This window comes from Bdellovibrio sp. HM001 (assembly GCF_055397275.1).
Genome location: NZ_AP029174.1, coordinates 2,786,054 through 2,799,167 on the forward strand (window position 1 = coordinate 2,786,054; position 13,114 = coordinate 2,799,167).

Sequence of the window (13,114 nt, forward strand, 5' to 3'; positions counted from 1 at the left end):
TTAACCCTGCCTTTGCTTATGTTTAGGGTTCTCGCAGATAACGCGAATAACGCCTTTTCTTTTAATAACTTTACACTTATTACAGATTGCTTTTACTGATGGTCTTACTTTCATACTGTCTTCCCATACGCTATTTTTTCACTTCATTAAAAAAGTGAAAATTCCAGCAAAAATACGAATGCGGTCCGGCACGCTAACACCGAAAACCCTTAAAGTCTAGAGATAAAAATAATACAGCAGCCTATTTTATTATTTTTTCGATCTCTTTATAGACTTCCTCGGTGTCTCTATTTCCGTCCACTTCAATATATTTGCCTGATTTTTTATAAAACTCTTTTAGGGGGCTTGTGAACTCTTCATAAGTTTTAAGACGGGTCTCGATTACCTCCGCCTTGTCATCATTCCGTTGAATGACCTCACCACCACACAAATCACATTTACCCTCTACTTGGGAGGGCTTACTGACTACATGATAGACAGCGCCGCAATTTTTACATACGCGTCTTCCAGTCAGCCTATCCATAAGGATTTTCATGGGAACTTCCAGGAAAATAGCCTTACCAATGGATAGGTTCATTTTTACAAGTAACTCATCTAGAGCCTGAGCCTGCGCCACAGTTCTAGGGAAACCATCTAAAATAAAGTCTTTTACGCCCTTTTGGAGCACTTCTTCAACCATGCCGATAACAATGCTATCTGGCACAAGTTGCCCTTTATCCATGAACTCCTGAGCTTTCTTACCCAAATCAGTCTGCCCTTTAATGGCAGCTCTGAACAGGTCGCCAGTGCTGATCTGTGTCATGCCCTGACGTTTAATCAGAAGTTCGGATTGAGTACCTTTACCGGCCCCTGGGGCTCCAAAGAGGATCAAGTTCATTAGAACTGAACCCTTCTGCTACGGATCTTAGCTCCTTTTAGGAAGCCCTCATATTTCTGAGTGATCATATGAGACTGGATCTGTTGAGCAGTGTCCAAAGCAACACCAACCAAGATCAACAAGCTTGTACCACCAAAGTGGAACGGAACGTTGAACTGGTTCACCATGATGCCCGGAAGAATACAAATTGTACAAAGGTAGATACAACCAAGAACGTTCACACGCTCAAGAACCTTCTGAATATAGTCAGCTGTAGACTTACCAGCGCGAACGCCAGGAACAAAACCACCGTACTTCTTCAGGTTCTCAGCGACGTCATTTGGATTGAACACGATCTCTGTGTAGAAGAACGAGAAGAAGATGATCAATGCCACGAACATGATGTTGAAGATTGTTCCAGACGGATTCAAAGAATCCTGCAAAGCCTTCAACCATGGAGTGTCTACGAACTGAGCCATTGTTGCTGGGAACATCAACAAGGAGCTGGCGAAGATTGGTGGGATAACCCCGGAGATATTGATTTTAATAGGAAGATGAGATGTCGGAGTCTGCATAGACTGCATACCACCGCCACCCTGTCTTTGAGAGTACTGAACTGTGATTCTACGCTGAGCCACTTCCATGTAAATAACAGCTGCGATGATCGCAACCATGAAAGCCACCAACAATAGAGCCAATGCAAAACGCATTTCGCCTGTGCGAACAAGCTCCCAAAGCTGTTGAGCACCACCAGGGATCGCAGCAGCGATACCTGTGAAGATGATCAAAGATGTACCGTTACCGATACCACGTTCTGTGATCTGCTCACCCAACCACATGATGAAGCAGGTACCTGCTGTCAGGGTGATGATAGTCATGATCTGGAACGGAAGGAAGGCCACAGTTGGAGCAATCACCAAAGGATGTCCATCAGGGCTTGTGGAGTTCATCAACCATGTGCTGATACCGTAACCTTGGATAATTGCCAAAGCGACAGTCGCATAACGAGTGTATTGGTTGATTTTACGACGACCTTGCTCCCCTTCTTTCTTAAGAGCTTCTAGGTATGGAACCGCAGAAGTCAAAAGTTGGAAGATAATGGAAGAGGAGATGTAAGGCATGATACCGAGTGCAAAGATACTGAACTGAGACAGGGCCCCACCCGTGAAGGTATTAAAGAGCCCAAAAATCCCACGACTTTGCGCCTGGAAAAATGAGAGCACCGCAGATCCGTCCACACCAGGAGTCGGAACGTGTACACCAATTCTGTAAATGGCCAAAAGAGCCAATGTGAACAAGATGCGTTTACGAAGATCAGAATTCTTTGCGATGCTCTCAATTGCAGACACTACTTAATTACCTCGACTTTGCCGCCAGCAGCTTCAATAGCTTTCTTAGCGCTTTCTGAAAATTTGTGAGCTTTCACAGTCAAAGCTGTTTTAAGCTCGCCATTTCCCAAAATCTTAACAGCGCCTTTGGAAATAAGTCCAGCAGCGTGTAGAGATTCAGGAGTGACTTCTCCAGAAAATTTAGCAAGTTGGCCAACGTTTACAATCTCAAAGTTATTTGCGAATGCTACGTTGCTGAAACCAAACTTAGGAAGACGACGGTGCATAGGTGTTTGACCACCCTCAAAGCCACGACGCACTGTTCCGCCAGTACGCGCAAGCTGACCTTTGTGACCTTTAGTAGAAGTGCCGCCCATACCAGAACCGATACCACGACCGATTCTTTTTGGAGCGTGCTTGGATCCTGCCTTAGGTGCCAATGTTTTAAGCAAGCTCATGGCTTCTCCTTACTTAACTACAACATCAAGAAGATGTTGTACTTTCATGATATTACCACGTGCCGCAGCAGAATCTTTCACCTCAACAGTTTGGTGAAGTTTCTTAAGACCAAGAACGCGAACCGCGTCCTTCTGGTCTTGTGTGCACTTGATAGTTGATTTTTTCAAAGTTACTACGAATGTTTTAGCCATTTTTGCCACCAGTCCGCGAATTAAAGCTGTTGTTTCAACTGCTTCAAGCCGTCGATTGTTGCTCTTACAGCGTTGTGTGGGTTACGAGTACCAACACACTTAGTAAGAATGTCCTTTACACCTACAGATTCAAGAACGGCACGAACCGCACCACCCGCGATAACACCAGTACCAGGAGCTGCTGGCTTCATGATCACCTTTGCAGCACCAAATTTACCGATAACTTCGTGAGGGATTGTACGACCTTCCTTCAAAGCTACAGATTTAGCAGATTTTTTAGCGGATCTGCTTGCTTTACCGATTGCTTCTGGAACCTCACCAGCTTTGCCGGAACCGAATCCAACATCACCAGCTTTGTTACCCACAACTACTAGAGCTGCGAAAGAGAAGCGACGACCACCCTTAACAACTTTTGTTACACGGTTGATCGCGACTACACGCTCTTCTAATTCAGCTGCTTGAGCTTGAACTTTCTCCACACATCACTCCTTAGAAATTGAGGCCGCCCTCACGAGCGCCATCTGCAAGAGATTTAACACGGCCATGATAGAGGTAACCGTTTCTGTCGAAAACTACGTCCTTGATGTTTTTCGCAGTAGCTGCTTTAGCTGCTTCGATACCAACAAGTTTCGCCATTTCGATACCGGATTTATCCTCTTTACCCAAAGAAGACACAGCTACCAACGTGTTACCATCAACGTCGTTGATGATCTGAGCGTAGACGTGCTTACCGCTTCTGAATACGCAAAGACGTGGTCTCTCCGCAGTACCTTGTACAGTCTTGCGGATTCTGATCTTCTTCTTGAGGCGATTTACTTTTCTATCGCTTGTATGTTTGCTAATTTTAAGTTTCATACGTTACCTCAATTATTTACCAGCTGACTTACCGGCTTTACGTCTGATTTGCTCACCAGTGTAACGAACACCTTTTCCAAGATATGGCTCTGGTGGACGGAAGGAACGGATTTTAGCCGCTACTTGTCCAACAAGCTCTTTACTTGGACCAGTGATGGTCAAGCTGGTTTGCTTATCGACTTTAATTTCAATACCTTCTGGAATATCGAAGATAACAGGGTGAGAGAAGCCCAAAGAAAGCTCCAACTTCTTACCTGCTACGTTTGCACGATATCCAACCCCTTGAAGCTCCAAACCTTTAGTGAAGCCCTTAGTAACGCCAGTTACTGCGTTCTGGATAAGAGCTCTGTAAAGACCGTGCATTGCGCGGCTTTCTTTAGAGTCATCATTCGGAGTCAAAACCACTTTGTTTCCATCGATTTTCGCGGAAACATTTGGCTTCATACCGATTTTAAGTGAGCTTTTCGCACCTTTAACGACAACTTCGTTAGCAGGTGTTACGCTTACTTGTACTGTGTTATCAAAAACAACGGGTGCTTTTCCAATACGAGACATAATTCACCTACCAAAGTGTCGCAAGCAGTTCGCCACCAAGCTTTTGCTCTGTAGCTTGCTTACCGCTCATGATCCCTTTGCTTGTGCTGATGATGGACATGCCCATACCAGAACGAACAGTTGGAATCTTGTCAGATTTAACATAAACGCGACGGCCAGGACGGCTTACACGGTCAATGCTATTGATCGCGTGAGCTCCAGCTTCGTCATACTTCAAATAAACACGCATGATGCCTTGTTTGCTGTCTTTAGCAACCTTAAAGCTTCTGATGAAACCTTCGTTTACCAAGATCTGAGCAATACCAGCTCTCACTTTGGAAGCAGGCATATCCACTTTTTCGTGTTTTGCTGCTCCAGCGTTTCTGATCATTGTAAGGAACTGAGAAATTGTATCCATTCTGAACCTCTTACCAGCTGGCTTTCGTTACGCCAGGCAATTTACCGTCAAGGGCCAATTGTCTGAACGCAATACGAGACAAACCGAACTTTCTGTAGTTACCACGAGGGCGACCAGAAATTTCACAACGTGTGATTGTGCGGTTTGGATTTGTGTCACGAGGAAGAGCTTGCAACTTTTTACGTGCAGCCGCTCTTTCTTCGTCAGAAAGCTTCATATCAACAGTTTTAGCTCTCAATTCTGCTCTGTATTGACCATACTTAGCAGCAAGAGCTTTTCTTTTATTGTTTTTTTCAATGCTTGCTTTACGAGCCAAGTGACACCTCTTATTTTCTGAAAGGCATGCCAAGCGCTTCAAGCAACGCTCTGCCTTCAGTATCGTTCTTCGCAGTTGTACAGATAGTGATATTCATACCACGAGTTTTATCAACTTTATCGTAGTTGATCTCAGGGAACACGATCTGCTCTTTCAAGCCCATATTGTAGTTACCACGGCCGTCGAAACCTTTGTTAGGCAAACCACGGAAGTCACGTACGCGAGGTAGTGCCAACGTGTTCAAACGATCCATGAAAGACCACATTTTCTCTCTTCTCAAAGTCACACGAACACCCAATGGGATGCCAGCACGCAATTTGAAGTTGGAAATAGCCTTCTTCGCTTTAGTGATAACAGCTTTTTGTCCAGTGATCGCTGTGATTTCATCAACCACAGTGTTCAAGATTTTTGGATTCTGAACAGCTTCGCTCAAGCACACGCTAAGAGTGATTTTCTCCAAGCGAGGAACTTGCATCACGTTTTTAACTCCCAGTTGTTTCTGAAGAGCGGGAGCGATCTCTTTATTATATCTTGTATGTAAGCGATTCATCTCATCACCCCTTATAGAACTTCCGGAGCCAAAGAAACAATCTTAACGAAAGACTTAGCTCTCAATTCTCTGGCTACTGGGCCAAAGATACGTGTTCCAATTGGTTCTTTAGAAGCATTGATCAAAACTGCAGAGTTATCATCGAAACGGATGTAAGATCCGTCTGGACGACGAAGTTTAGCAACAGTTCTAACAACAACAGCTTTAGCTACGTCACCTTTTTTTACTTTTGCATTTGGCAAAGCTTCTTTGATGGAAACAACGATAACATCACCAATGGATGCTACACGACGTTTAGAACCACCAAGAACCTTAACGCACATAACTTCTTTTGCACCGGAGTTATCTGCTACATTCAGTCTAGTTTGCATTTGAATCATAACAGTCTCCTACGCCTTTGCCGTTTCTACGACTTCAGCCAAAGCCCAACGTTTAGTTTTGCTCAGAGGACGAGTTTCACGGATCTTAACGATATCACCAACTTTTGCTTGGTTCTTTTCGTCGTGAGCCTTGAATACAGATGTCTTCTTAACATACTTACCGTATTTAGCGTGCTTAACCATGCGGTAGATGAGGACAGAGATAGTTTTATCCATCTTGTCACTGATAACTTCACCTACGACTTCAATTTTACGTCCTCTAGAATTAGTTTCAGTCATGTCCTACCCCTATCTCGCCACTTTTTTTACGATCGCTGTGTTGATTTTAGCGATGTCACGGCGAAGACCGCGGATTTGCACTGGGTTAGAAAGCTGCCCAATGGAATTCTTAATACGAGCCTGGAACAGCTCTTCAGAAAGAGCCGCTCTTTTCTTTTTCAATTCAGCTACAGAAAGATCTTTAATCTCTACGAACTTCATACAACTACTCCCTTACCAAGAAACGAGTTTTGAAAGGAAGTTTGTGAGCTGCGCGTTCGAAAGCTTCTTTAGCTTGCTCACGAGTCACACCGTTCATTTCGAAAAGAACTTTTCCAGGAAGAACACGAGCAACCCATAGTTCTGGGTTACCTTTACCGCTACCCATACGAGTTTCAGCAGGCTTTTTTGTTACCGGGATGTTTGGGAACACACGGCACCAGATTTTACCACCACGCTTAACAGAACGGGAGATAGCGATACGACCAGCTTCCAACTGACGAGCAGTCAGACGACCTTCCTCGATTGCCTGAAGACCGTAGTCTCCGAAATCAAGGTTAGCGCCTCTTACTGCAAAACCAGTAGCGCGGCCTACAAATTGTTTACGCCATTTTACTCTTTTAGGACTTAACACGACCTGCCTCCTCAACTTCGCGAGCAGATAAGATATCGCCTTTATAGATCCATACTTTCAGGCCGATGATACCATATGCTGTTAGAGCTTCTGCTGTACCGTAGTCGATATCAGCGCGCAATGTATGAAGAGGAACACTCTTCTCATTGTACCACTCAGAACGCGCAATCTCTGCACCATCAAGACGACCGGAAACACGGATCTTGATACCTCTCACGCCGCCTTTGATCGCAGCTGCAATAGATTTTTTAAGAGCTCTTCTCCAAGAGATACGTTTCTCAAGTTGTTGAGCAATGCTCTCAGCAACGAGCTGAGCATCGAGGTCTGGTTTACGCACTTCTTGGATGCTCAAGAAAACTTCGTTGGGTGTAAGTTTTTGAACTTCCGCTTTAAGAGCGTCAATACCAGTACCTTTTTTACCAATTACAACACCTGGACGAGCTGTGGAGATGATGATTTTGATCTTCTTCGCAGCACGTTCCATTTCAATTTTCGCAACACCCGCGTGTTTAAGCTTGTCCTTAAGGAACTTTCTCAAACGGATGTCTTCGTGGAGATTTTCATAATATTGTTGACCCTTCGCATACCAGCGAGAATCCCAAGTTCTGATAACACCAACTCTTAGACCAATTGGATTAACCTTCTGACCCACGACTATTTCTCCTCGAGTACTACGTTAATGTGGCTGGTCTTCTTACGAACACCGAACGCGCGACCTTGTGCACGAGGACGGAATCTTTTAAGAACTGGACCTTGATCAACCCAGATAGCTTTAACATAAAGGCTGTCTACATCCATAACCTTTTTGTATTCAGCATTGGCAACAGCTGATTCGATTAGCTTTTTTACCATACCTGCGGTTTTTTTGTTCAGGAAAGTAAGGGTTTTAACAGCCTCGTTCACGTCTTTACCGCGAACCAGGTCAGCAACCAATCTTGCTTTCTGAGCGCCAACTCTTGCATATTTCAAGCTTGCTTTAACTTCCATTATCAACCTCTATTACTTCTTCGCGCCAGGAGCTGCGGCCTTCTTCTCGGCGTGACCATGGAAAGTTCTTGTTGGAGCAAACTCACCGAGTTTGTGACCAATCATGTTCTCTGTGATGTACACAGGAACGAACTTTCTTCCATTGTGAACTGCGAAAGTAAGTCCAATAGTCTCAGGAAGAATTGTTGAGCGGCGAGACCAAGTTTTAATAACTTTTTTATCATTCTTTTCGATCGCATGGTCGACCTTCTTTTGAAGATGAGTATCGACAAATGGACCTTTTTTAATTGAGCGTGCCACCTTTTACTCCTACTTACGTCTCTTGATGATTGAAGAGTTGGTTCTCTTATTGTTTCTAGTTTTGTAACCCTTACATGGTTGACCCCATGGAGTTACTGGGTGATGACCCTTACCAACGCCCTCACCACCACCGAGTGGGTGATCAACTGGATTCATATGCATACCGCGAACGGATGGACGAATACCTCTCCAACGAGAGCGACCAGCTTTACCTAGGTTGATGTTTTCGTTGTCAGTGTTACCAACTTGACCGATAGAAGCACGGCAAACTGTCAACACCTGCTTCAACTCACCAGATGGCATACGTACTTGGCAGTACTTTTCGCCTTTACCAGCAAGAGTCGCGCTTGCACCAGCACCACGGCAGATTTGACCGCCTTTGCCCGGACGCAATTCGATGTTGTGAATAACAGTACCAACTGGGATAGCACCCAAAGTCAGGGAGTTACCTGGCTTGATGTCGGCTTTATCAGAAGAAATAACTGTATCACCAACATTCAAACCAACTGGAGCAAGGATATAAGCCTTAGCACCGTCGATGTAAGAAATAAGAGCAATACGGCAAGTTCTGTTTGGATCGTACTCGATCGCAACAACTTTCGCTGCTACGTCAAGCTTAGTGCGCTTGAAGTCAACCAAACGGTATTTTCTCTTATGACCACCACCTTGGTGACGGATCGTGATTTGACCGTGATTGTTACGAGCAGCTTGTTTTTTTAGAGGAGCAAGCAAAGACTTCTCTGGAGTTGTCTTTGTGATTTCTTTGAAATCGAAACCAGTCATTCCTCTGCGACCATGAGAGCGTGGGGCGAATGTTTTAATACCCATCTTTATACTCCCTCAAATAGAGCGATCTTCTCACCTTCAACAAGCTTAACGTAAGCTTTTTTCCAGTAAGGGACCTTGGTTAGACCAAATTTAGTTTGCTTAGAGTGACCGCGACAGACACTTGTTCTTACGCTGTCAACTTTAACTTTGAAGTTCTTTTCAACAGAAGCTTTGATTTCTGTTTTCGTAGATTTCATATCTACTTCGAAAACATAAACGCCAGCTGCGTTGTGGTATGTATTTTTCTCTGTAACAAGAGGGGCTTTAATTACTTGTTTCATTACGCCTTCTCCAATGAACAACGATCAACGATTTTTGCCACAGATTCTTTAGTGATGATAGCTGCATCGTATTTCAACAAATCGAATACATTCAAACCTTCAACTGGGAAGTATTTGAATGTCGGCAAGTTTTTAGATGCGCGGCTGAATTTTTCATCAACAGCAGAATCAACCAATACGGCTTTCTTCAAACCGAAAGCTTTCAAACGCTTGTTAAGCTCAGCAGTTTTACCTTCAGAAGCCATGCTGTCCACAACGAACAACTTACCTTCTTTTTGAAGGTGAGAAAGAGCCATGCTCAGACCCAAACGACGAACTTTCTTAGGCAATACGAAAGCGTAGCTGCGAGGTTGAGGACCGAAAGCGGTACCACCACCAGGCATCAAGATAGAACGGCTAGAACCTTGACGAGCTCCACCAGTACCTTTTTGTTTGAACGGCTTCTTACCACCACCAGACACAAGACCTTTGGTCTTAGTCATGTGAGTGCCTTGACGACGAGCCGCCAATTGCCATTGAACAACTGTGTGAAGAACTTCCTTTTTAACAGGAGTTTCGAACACGTCAGCAGCCAATTCAACGGAACCAACTTTTTCTTTTTTCCAGTTTAATACATTTACTGTAGCCATACTATTCTCTCACCAACTTCACCAAAGTGTTTCTAGCACCTGGAACTGGCCCTTTAACCATCAGAACGTTTTCTTCAGCGATGATCTGAACAACTTCTACGTTCTTAACAGTGACAGTTTCAGCACCCAAATGACCTGGGAATTTCTTACCCGGCATTACACGACCTGGCCATGTTCTGTTACCAGAAGAACCCGGACGACGGTGGAATTTAGAACCGTGGGACGCAGGACCACCCGCAAAGCCCCAACGTTTTACGGAACCCGCAAAACCTTTACCTTTAGACTTGGAAGTGATCTTTACGAAGTCACCTTTAGCCAAGCTGTCGATAGAGATTTGCGCACCAACAGCAGCACCCTCAGGAAGAGCTTGACGAAGTTCTTTTACGAACTGAGCGCCATTCTCGAAGCCAGCTTTTTCAAGGTGACCTTTTTCAGCTTTGTTGGAGTTTTTAGCTTTTTTAGGATGACAAGCTACTTGAAGAGCTTCGTAACCATCTGTTTCGTTAGTTTTGATTTGAGAAACAAACCAAGGCTCATAACGAAGAACTGTAACAGGAACAGCTTCGCCGTTCTCGTTATAGATAGTAGCCATACCTTCTTTGAACGCGAACAGGCCGTTCAACTTTAGACCTGCAGTATTTTGAGTTTCTGTAGTTTCGCTCACGTCTTACCTCTAAACCGCAGAAAGTTTGATTTCAACATCAACACCAGCAGAAAGATCCAACTTCATAAGTTGATCTACTGTTTGTTGAGTGGGTTCTAAAATATCGAGCATACGCTTATGAGTTCTCACCTCGAACTGTTCACGAGATTTTTTATCTACGTGCGGAGAACGCAATACAGTGTAGCGATTGATGCGAGTAGGCAAGGGAATTGGACCCGCAACTTTAGCGCCTGTACGACGAGCAGTCTCAACGATTTCTTTCGTCGACTGATCAAGCAATTTATGATCGAATGCCTTCAATCTGATTCTAATCTTCTGACTTTGCATATGGACACTCTTCTCTTTTATAAAGTATCGTTTTTACTAGCAAATTGTTAACAACTCACGTCCCTATCCCATCGAAAACTTGCCCCGAATTAGCCCTTGCGGCCTGAATCGCCTTCAACGCGGGGGGTTTTTTGTAGATTTAGACGCTATGAGTGCGCGAGTATGCGCACTTTGAAATCTAATGTCAAAGGGAAATATTACTTTTTTTAGTATCTTCCCATTTTATGTAGAATTTCCGTTTTTACCTTCGCAGGCACCACGGCGTACTCTAGGAATTCCATGCTAAAACTAGCACGACCCTGACTTAAACTGCGGACGTCCGTAGCATAACCAAACAGACTCGCCAGAGGAGCCTCGGCAGAAATAACCTGCCCGCCACCCTGTTTAACATTCATCGTGAGGATTTTTCCACGACGAGCATTGAGGTCTCCAACGATATTACCCACAAACTCATCAGGACATGTCACTTCTAGCTTAAAGATAGGCTCCATAAGCTCCACAGAAGCTGCCCTTACAGCATCCCGGAACGCCAAGGAAGCCGCCGCTTTAAAGGCCATTTCACTGGAAGCCTCAGGACGCACTTCAATAGAAGTTAAAGTGCCCTTAATACCCAACATAGAGCAGCTCGCCAAAGGACCGACCTCAGCCGCCTCACGGAAGCCCGCCTCAACCGCCTTCAACATAGGGGCTGTAAACTCTTTAGACACAGCCACCTTACTAACGAACTGGATGCCCTCTGCCTGAGCAATAGGCTCCAAAGACAAGGAAACCTTCGCAAAATGCGCCTCACCGGCGATTTCACGCTCATACACGTGATCAGCCTTGGCTGCAGCCGTAATAGTTTCGCGATAGGAAACCTGTGGGTTACCCACATTGGCCTGAATCTTATGTTCGCGAAGCAACCGGTCCACGAGAATTTCCAAATGCAATTCACCCATGCCAGAAAGCAGGATTTGCCCGGTTTCCGGATCAGTACGCAAACGACAGGATGGATCTTCTTTTTCAAGTTTTGCCAAGCCCGCCAACATTTTTTCCTGATCCGCAGAGGATTTCGCCTCCACCGCCACAGAAATGACCGGCTCTGGGAATGTGATCGCCTCAAGCACAACAGGATGAGCACTCTCACAAAGAGTGTCTCCCGTACCAGTGAACTTAAGACCAATCACCGCACCGATATCACCTGCTTTAAGACCCGCGATCTCTTCGCGGGAATTTGCGTGCATCTTAACAAGCTTCTGAATGCGCTCTTTCTTTTGAGTGCGAGGATTCAAAAGCTGCTCACCGACTTTTACTTCACCGGAATAAACACGGATATAAGTCAAAGTACCGGCAAACGGATCATTGGCGATCTTAAATGCCAATGCAGCCGTATTACCCTCAAAGTCAGTTTTACAGATAATTTCTTTATCAGGACGATCAGGGTCATGACCCACGATCGCAGGAACTTCCAAAGGTGACGGAAGATAATCTATCACGCCATCAAGAAGTGGCTGAACACCTTTATTCTTGAAAGCGGCCCCACAGAATACCGGGAAGGCTTTCAATTCAAGAGTCCCTTTGCGCAAAGCACGTTTAAGCTCTGGCACAGTGACTTCTTCTCCATTGAGATATTTCTCAAGAAGTTCGTCTTCAAATTCAACGATCTTCTCAATGACCTCAGTACGGAAGCGGTTTACTTCCTCTTTCATGTCATTGGGAACATCGGTAACTTCGAAATGGTCACCCATTCCGGACTGATCCCACATATAAGCACGATTCTCCAACAGATCAATAACACCACGGAAGGTGTCCTCGACTCCGATAGGAACTTGCACAGGGATTGGGTTCGCGTTGAGCTTTTCTTTGATCGTCCCGTAGGACATAACAAAGTCCGCACCAACACGGTCCATTTTGTTCACAAAACAAATGCGCGGAACCTTATATTTATCAGCTTGCTTCCAGACAGTTTCAGACTGAGGCTCAACACCGTTCACACCATCGAAAACAGCAATAGCACCATCCAGAACGCGCAAAGACCGTTCAACTTCAATAGTGAAGTCAACGTGGCCCGGAGTATCGATGATGTTGATTCTGTGATCTTTCCAGAACGCCATGGTCGCAGCAGACGTGATAGTGATACCACGCTCTTGCTCTTGAACCATCCAGTCCATGGTAGCATCGCCATCATGGACCTCGCCGATTTTATGACTTTTACCTGTATAGTAAAGAATACGTTCGGTGGTGGTCGTCTTACCGGCATCAATGTGAGCCATGATGCCGATATTACGAGTGTACTTGAGATCAGCTACAACTTTAGGATCTTTAGCTGACATCTTAGCA

At 44.9% G+C, this 13,114-nt stretch carries 24 protein-coding genes; all 24 read right to left on the bottom strand.

The annotated features are described in order from the left end of the window. Positions 1 to 114 carry a 50S ribosomal protein L36 gene (gene rpmJ, locus ACZ5ZZ_RS13170; RefSeq protein WP_011165332.1) on the bottom strand — a complete coding sequence of 38 codons (114 nt, stop codon included), beginning with the start codon at positions 112 to 114 and terminating at the stop codon, positions 1 to 3. A 127-nt stretch (positions 115 to 241) separates the two neighbouring features. Beyond that, entirely contained in the window at positions 242 to 877 is a 636-nt protein-coding gene (locus ACZ5ZZ_RS13175; RefSeq protein WP_464118156.1) for an adenylate kinase, read from the bottom strand. Next, positions 877 to 2,205 carry a preprotein translocase subunit SecY gene (secY, locus tag ACZ5ZZ_RS13180; RefSeq protein ID WP_464118157.1) on the bottom strand — a complete coding sequence of 443 codons (1,329 nt, stop codon included), beginning with the start codon at positions 2,203 to 2,205 and terminating at the stop codon, positions 877 to 879. Before secY ends, ACZ5ZZ_RS13175 begins: the two co-directional genes overlap by 1 nt. Next, positions 2,205 to 2,642 (bottom strand): 50S ribosomal protein L15, encoded by a 438-nt coding sequence (gene rplO, locus ACZ5ZZ_RS13185; RefSeq protein ID WP_088564474.1) that lies wholly within the window; start codon positions 2,640 to 2,642, stop codon positions 2,205 to 2,207. Before rplO ends, secY begins: the two co-directional genes overlap by 1 nt. 9 nt (positions 2,643 to 2,651) lie before the next feature. Further along, on the bottom strand, positions 2,652 to 2,834 hold the full coding sequence (gene rpmD, locus ACZ5ZZ_RS13190) for a 50S ribosomal protein L30 (protein ID WP_347358350.1): 183 nt from the start codon (positions 2,832 to 2,834) through the stop codon (positions 2,652 to 2,654). A gap of 20 nt (positions 2,835 to 2,854) precedes the next feature. Further along, positions 2,855 to 3,313, bottom strand: a complete 459-nt coding sequence (rpsE, locus tag ACZ5ZZ_RS13195; protein WP_011165337.1) for a 30S ribosomal protein S5 — start codon at positions 3,311 to 3,313, stop codon at positions 2,855 to 2,857. Positions 3,314 to 3,323: 10 nt separating this feature from the next. Beyond that, a complete protein-coding gene (gene rplR, locus ACZ5ZZ_RS13200; RefSeq protein WP_262553310.1) occupies positions 3,324 to 3,689 on the bottom strand; it encodes a 50S ribosomal protein L18 in 366 nt (121 codons plus the stop codon). 12 nt (positions 3,690 to 3,701) lie between these two features. Beyond that, positions 3,702 to 4,244, bottom strand: a complete 543-nt coding sequence (rplF, locus tag ACZ5ZZ_RS13205; RefSeq protein ID WP_464118158.1) for a 50S ribosomal protein L6 — start codon at positions 4,242 to 4,244, stop codon at positions 3,702 to 3,704. 7 nt (positions 4,245 to 4,251) lie between these two features. Beyond that, a complete protein-coding gene (gene rpsH, locus ACZ5ZZ_RS13210; RefSeq protein WP_464118159.1) occupies positions 4,252 to 4,641 on the bottom strand; it encodes a 30S ribosomal protein S8 in 390 nt (129 codons plus the stop codon). A 10-nt stretch (positions 4,642 to 4,651) separates the two neighbouring features. Beyond that, the gene (gene rpsN / locus ACZ5ZZ_RS13215) at positions 4,652 to 4,957 is read right to left on the bottom strand and encodes a 30S ribosomal protein S14 (RefSeq protein WP_464118160.1); all 306 of its coding nucleotides are present in this window, start codon (positions 4,955 to 4,957) and stop codon (positions 4,652 to 4,654) included. A 10-nt stretch (positions 4,958 to 4,967) separates the two neighbouring features. Continuing rightward, positions 4,968 to 5,507, bottom strand: coding sequence for a 50S ribosomal protein L5 (gene rplE, locus ACZ5ZZ_RS13220; RefSeq protein ID WP_464118161.1), 540 nt, complete (start codon positions 5,505 to 5,507; stop codon positions 4,968 to 4,970). Between the two features lie 11 nt (positions 5,508 to 5,518). Beyond that, the gene (gene rplN / locus ACZ5ZZ_RS13225; protein WP_011165342.1) at positions 5,519 to 5,887 is read right to left on the bottom strand and encodes a 50S ribosomal protein L14; all 369 of its coding nucleotides are present in this window, start codon (positions 5,885 to 5,887) and stop codon (positions 5,519 to 5,521) included. 9 nt (positions 5,888 to 5,896) lie between these two features. Further along, entirely contained in the window at positions 5,897 to 6,166 is a 270-nt protein-coding gene (gene rpsQ / locus ACZ5ZZ_RS13230; RefSeq protein ID WP_041577921.1) for a 30S ribosomal protein S17, read from the bottom strand. A 9-nt stretch (positions 6,167 to 6,175) separates the two neighbouring features. Further along, a complete protein-coding gene (rpmC, locus tag ACZ5ZZ_RS13235; RefSeq protein WP_011165344.1) occupies positions 6,176 to 6,367 on the bottom strand; it encodes a 50S ribosomal protein L29 in 192 nt (63 codons plus the stop codon). A 4-nt stretch (positions 6,368 to 6,371) separates the two neighbouring features. Then, the gene (rplP, locus tag ACZ5ZZ_RS13240) at positions 6,372 to 6,779 is read right to left on the bottom strand and encodes a 50S ribosomal protein L16 (RefSeq protein WP_041577922.1); all 408 of its coding nucleotides are present in this window, start codon (positions 6,777 to 6,779) and stop codon (positions 6,372 to 6,374) included. Continuing rightward, on the bottom strand, positions 6,766 to 7,431 hold the full coding sequence (rpsC, locus tag ACZ5ZZ_RS13245; protein ID WP_262553304.1) for a 30S ribosomal protein S3: 666 nt from the start codon (positions 7,429 to 7,431) through the stop codon (positions 6,766 to 6,768). The genes rplP and rpsC overlap by 14 nt, the downstream gene beginning before the upstream one ends. Positions 7,432 to 7,433: 2 nt before the next feature. Next, entirely contained in the window at positions 7,434 to 7,766 is a 333-nt protein-coding gene (rplV, locus tag ACZ5ZZ_RS13250) for a 50S ribosomal protein L22 (protein ID WP_011165347.1), read from the bottom strand. A gap of 12 nt (positions 7,767 to 7,778) precedes the next feature. Further along, positions 7,779 to 8,066 carry a 30S ribosomal protein S19 gene (gene rpsS, locus ACZ5ZZ_RS13255; protein ID WP_464118162.1) on the bottom strand — a complete coding sequence of 96 codons (288 nt, stop codon included), beginning with the start codon at positions 8,064 to 8,066 and terminating at the stop codon, positions 7,779 to 7,781. Positions 8,067 to 8,075: 9 nt separating this feature from the next. After that, the gene (rplB, locus tag ACZ5ZZ_RS13260; RefSeq protein WP_262553302.1) at positions 8,076 to 8,894 is read right to left on the bottom strand and encodes a 50S ribosomal protein L2; all 819 of its coding nucleotides are present in this window, start codon (positions 8,892 to 8,894) and stop codon (positions 8,076 to 8,078) included. 2 nt (positions 8,895 to 8,896) lie between these two features. Then, positions 8,897 to 9,175 carry a 50S ribosomal protein L23 gene (gene rplW, locus ACZ5ZZ_RS13265; protein ID WP_347358360.1) on the bottom strand — a complete coding sequence of 93 codons (279 nt, stop codon included), beginning with the start codon at positions 9,173 to 9,175 and terminating at the stop codon, positions 8,897 to 8,899. Next, complete coding sequence (gene rplD, locus ACZ5ZZ_RS13270; protein WP_464118163.1) at positions 9,175 to 9,804, bottom strand: 50S ribosomal protein L4; 630 nt, start codon at positions 9,802 to 9,804, stop codon at positions 9,175 to 9,177. Before rplD ends, rplW begins: the two co-directional genes overlap by 1 nt. A 1-nt stretch (position 9,805) precedes the next feature. Further along, complete coding sequence (gene rplC, locus ACZ5ZZ_RS13275) at positions 9,806 to 10,468, bottom strand: 50S ribosomal protein L3 (RefSeq protein WP_464118164.1); 663 nt, start codon at positions 10,466 to 10,468, stop codon at positions 9,806 to 9,808. A gap of 9 nt (positions 10,469 to 10,477) precedes the next feature. Beyond that, positions 10,478 to 10,795 (bottom strand): 30S ribosomal protein S10, encoded by a 318-nt coding sequence (gene rpsJ, locus ACZ5ZZ_RS13280; protein ID WP_011165353.1) that lies wholly within the window; start codon positions 10,793 to 10,795, stop codon positions 10,478 to 10,480. 206 nt (positions 10,796 to 11,001) lie between these two features. Continuing rightward, positions 11,002 to 13,107, bottom strand: coding sequence for an elongation factor G (gene fusA / locus ACZ5ZZ_RS13285; protein WP_464131695.1), 2,106 nt, complete (start codon positions 13,105 to 13,107; stop codon positions 11,002 to 11,004). Positions 13,108 to 13,114 lie beyond the last annotated feature (7 nt).

What these genes read in the sequence shown, in the direction of transcription:
- rpmD (WP_347358350.1), bottom strand. Translation starts at nt 2,834, where the DNA reads ATGGCTAAAACATTCGTAGTAACTTTGAAAAAATCAACTATCAAGTGC.
- rplO (WP_088564474.1), bottom strand. Translation starts at nt 2,642, where the DNA reads ATGAGCTTGCTTAAAACATTGGCACCTAAGGCAGGATCCAAGCACGCT.
- ACZ5ZZ_RS13175 (WP_464118156.1), bottom strand. Translation starts at nt 877, where the DNA reads ATGAACTTGATCCTCTTTGGAGCCCCAGGGGCCGGTAAAGGTACTCAA.
- fusA (WP_464131695.1), bottom strand. Translation starts at nt 13,107, where the DNA reads ATGTCAGCTAAAGATCCTAAAGTTGTAGCTGATCTCAAGTACACTCGT.
- rpmJ (WP_011165332.1), bottom strand. Translation starts at nt 114, where the DNA reads ATGAAAGTAAGACCATCAGTAAAAGCAATCTGTAATAAGTGTAAAGTT.
- rpsQ (WP_041577921.1), bottom strand. Translation starts at nt 6,166, where the DNA reads ATGACTGAAACTAATTCTAGAGGACGTAAAATTGAAGTCGTAGGTGAA.
- rplR (WP_262553310.1), bottom strand. Translation starts at nt 3,689, where the DNA reads ATGAAACTTAAAATTAGCAAACATACAAGCGATAGAAAAGTAAATCGC.
- rplD (WP_464118163.1), bottom strand. Translation starts at nt 9,804, where the DNA reads ATGGCTACAGTAAATGTATTAAACTGGAAAAAAGAAAAAGTTGGTTCC.
- rpsJ (WP_011165353.1), bottom strand. Translation starts at nt 10,795, where the DNA reads ATGCAAAGTCAGAAGATTAGAATCAGATTGAAGGCATTCGATCATAAA.
- rplE (WP_464118161.1), bottom strand. Translation starts at nt 5,507, where the DNA reads ATGAATCGCTTACATACAAGATATAATAAAGAGATCGCTCCCGCTCTT.
- rplF (WP_464118158.1), bottom strand. Translation starts at nt 4,244, where the DNA reads ATGTCTCGTATTGGAAAAGCACCCGTTGTTTTTGATAACACAGTACAA.
- rpsH (WP_464118159.1), bottom strand. Translation starts at nt 4,641, where the DNA reads ATGGATACAATTTCTCAGTTCCTTACAATGATCAGAAACGCTGGAGCA.
- rplW (WP_347358360.1), bottom strand. Translation starts at nt 9,175, where the DNA reads ATGAAACAAGTAATTAAAGCCCCTCTTGTTACAGAGAAAAATACATAC.
- rplV (WP_011165347.1), bottom strand. Translation starts at nt 7,766, where the DNA reads ATGGAAGTTAAAGCAAGCTTGAAATATGCAAGAGTTGGCGCTCAGAAA.
- rpmC (WP_011165344.1), bottom strand. Translation starts at nt 6,367, where the DNA reads ATGAAGTTCGTAGAGATTAAAGATCTTTCTGTAGCTGAATTGAAAAAG.
- rplB (WP_262553302.1), bottom strand. Translation starts at nt 8,894, where the DNA reads ATGGGTATTAAAACATTCGCCCCACGCTCTCATGGTCGCAGAGGAATG.
- rplN (WP_011165342.1), bottom strand. Translation starts at nt 5,887, where the DNA reads ATGATTCAAATGCAAACTAGACTGAATGTAGCAGATAACTCCGGTGCA.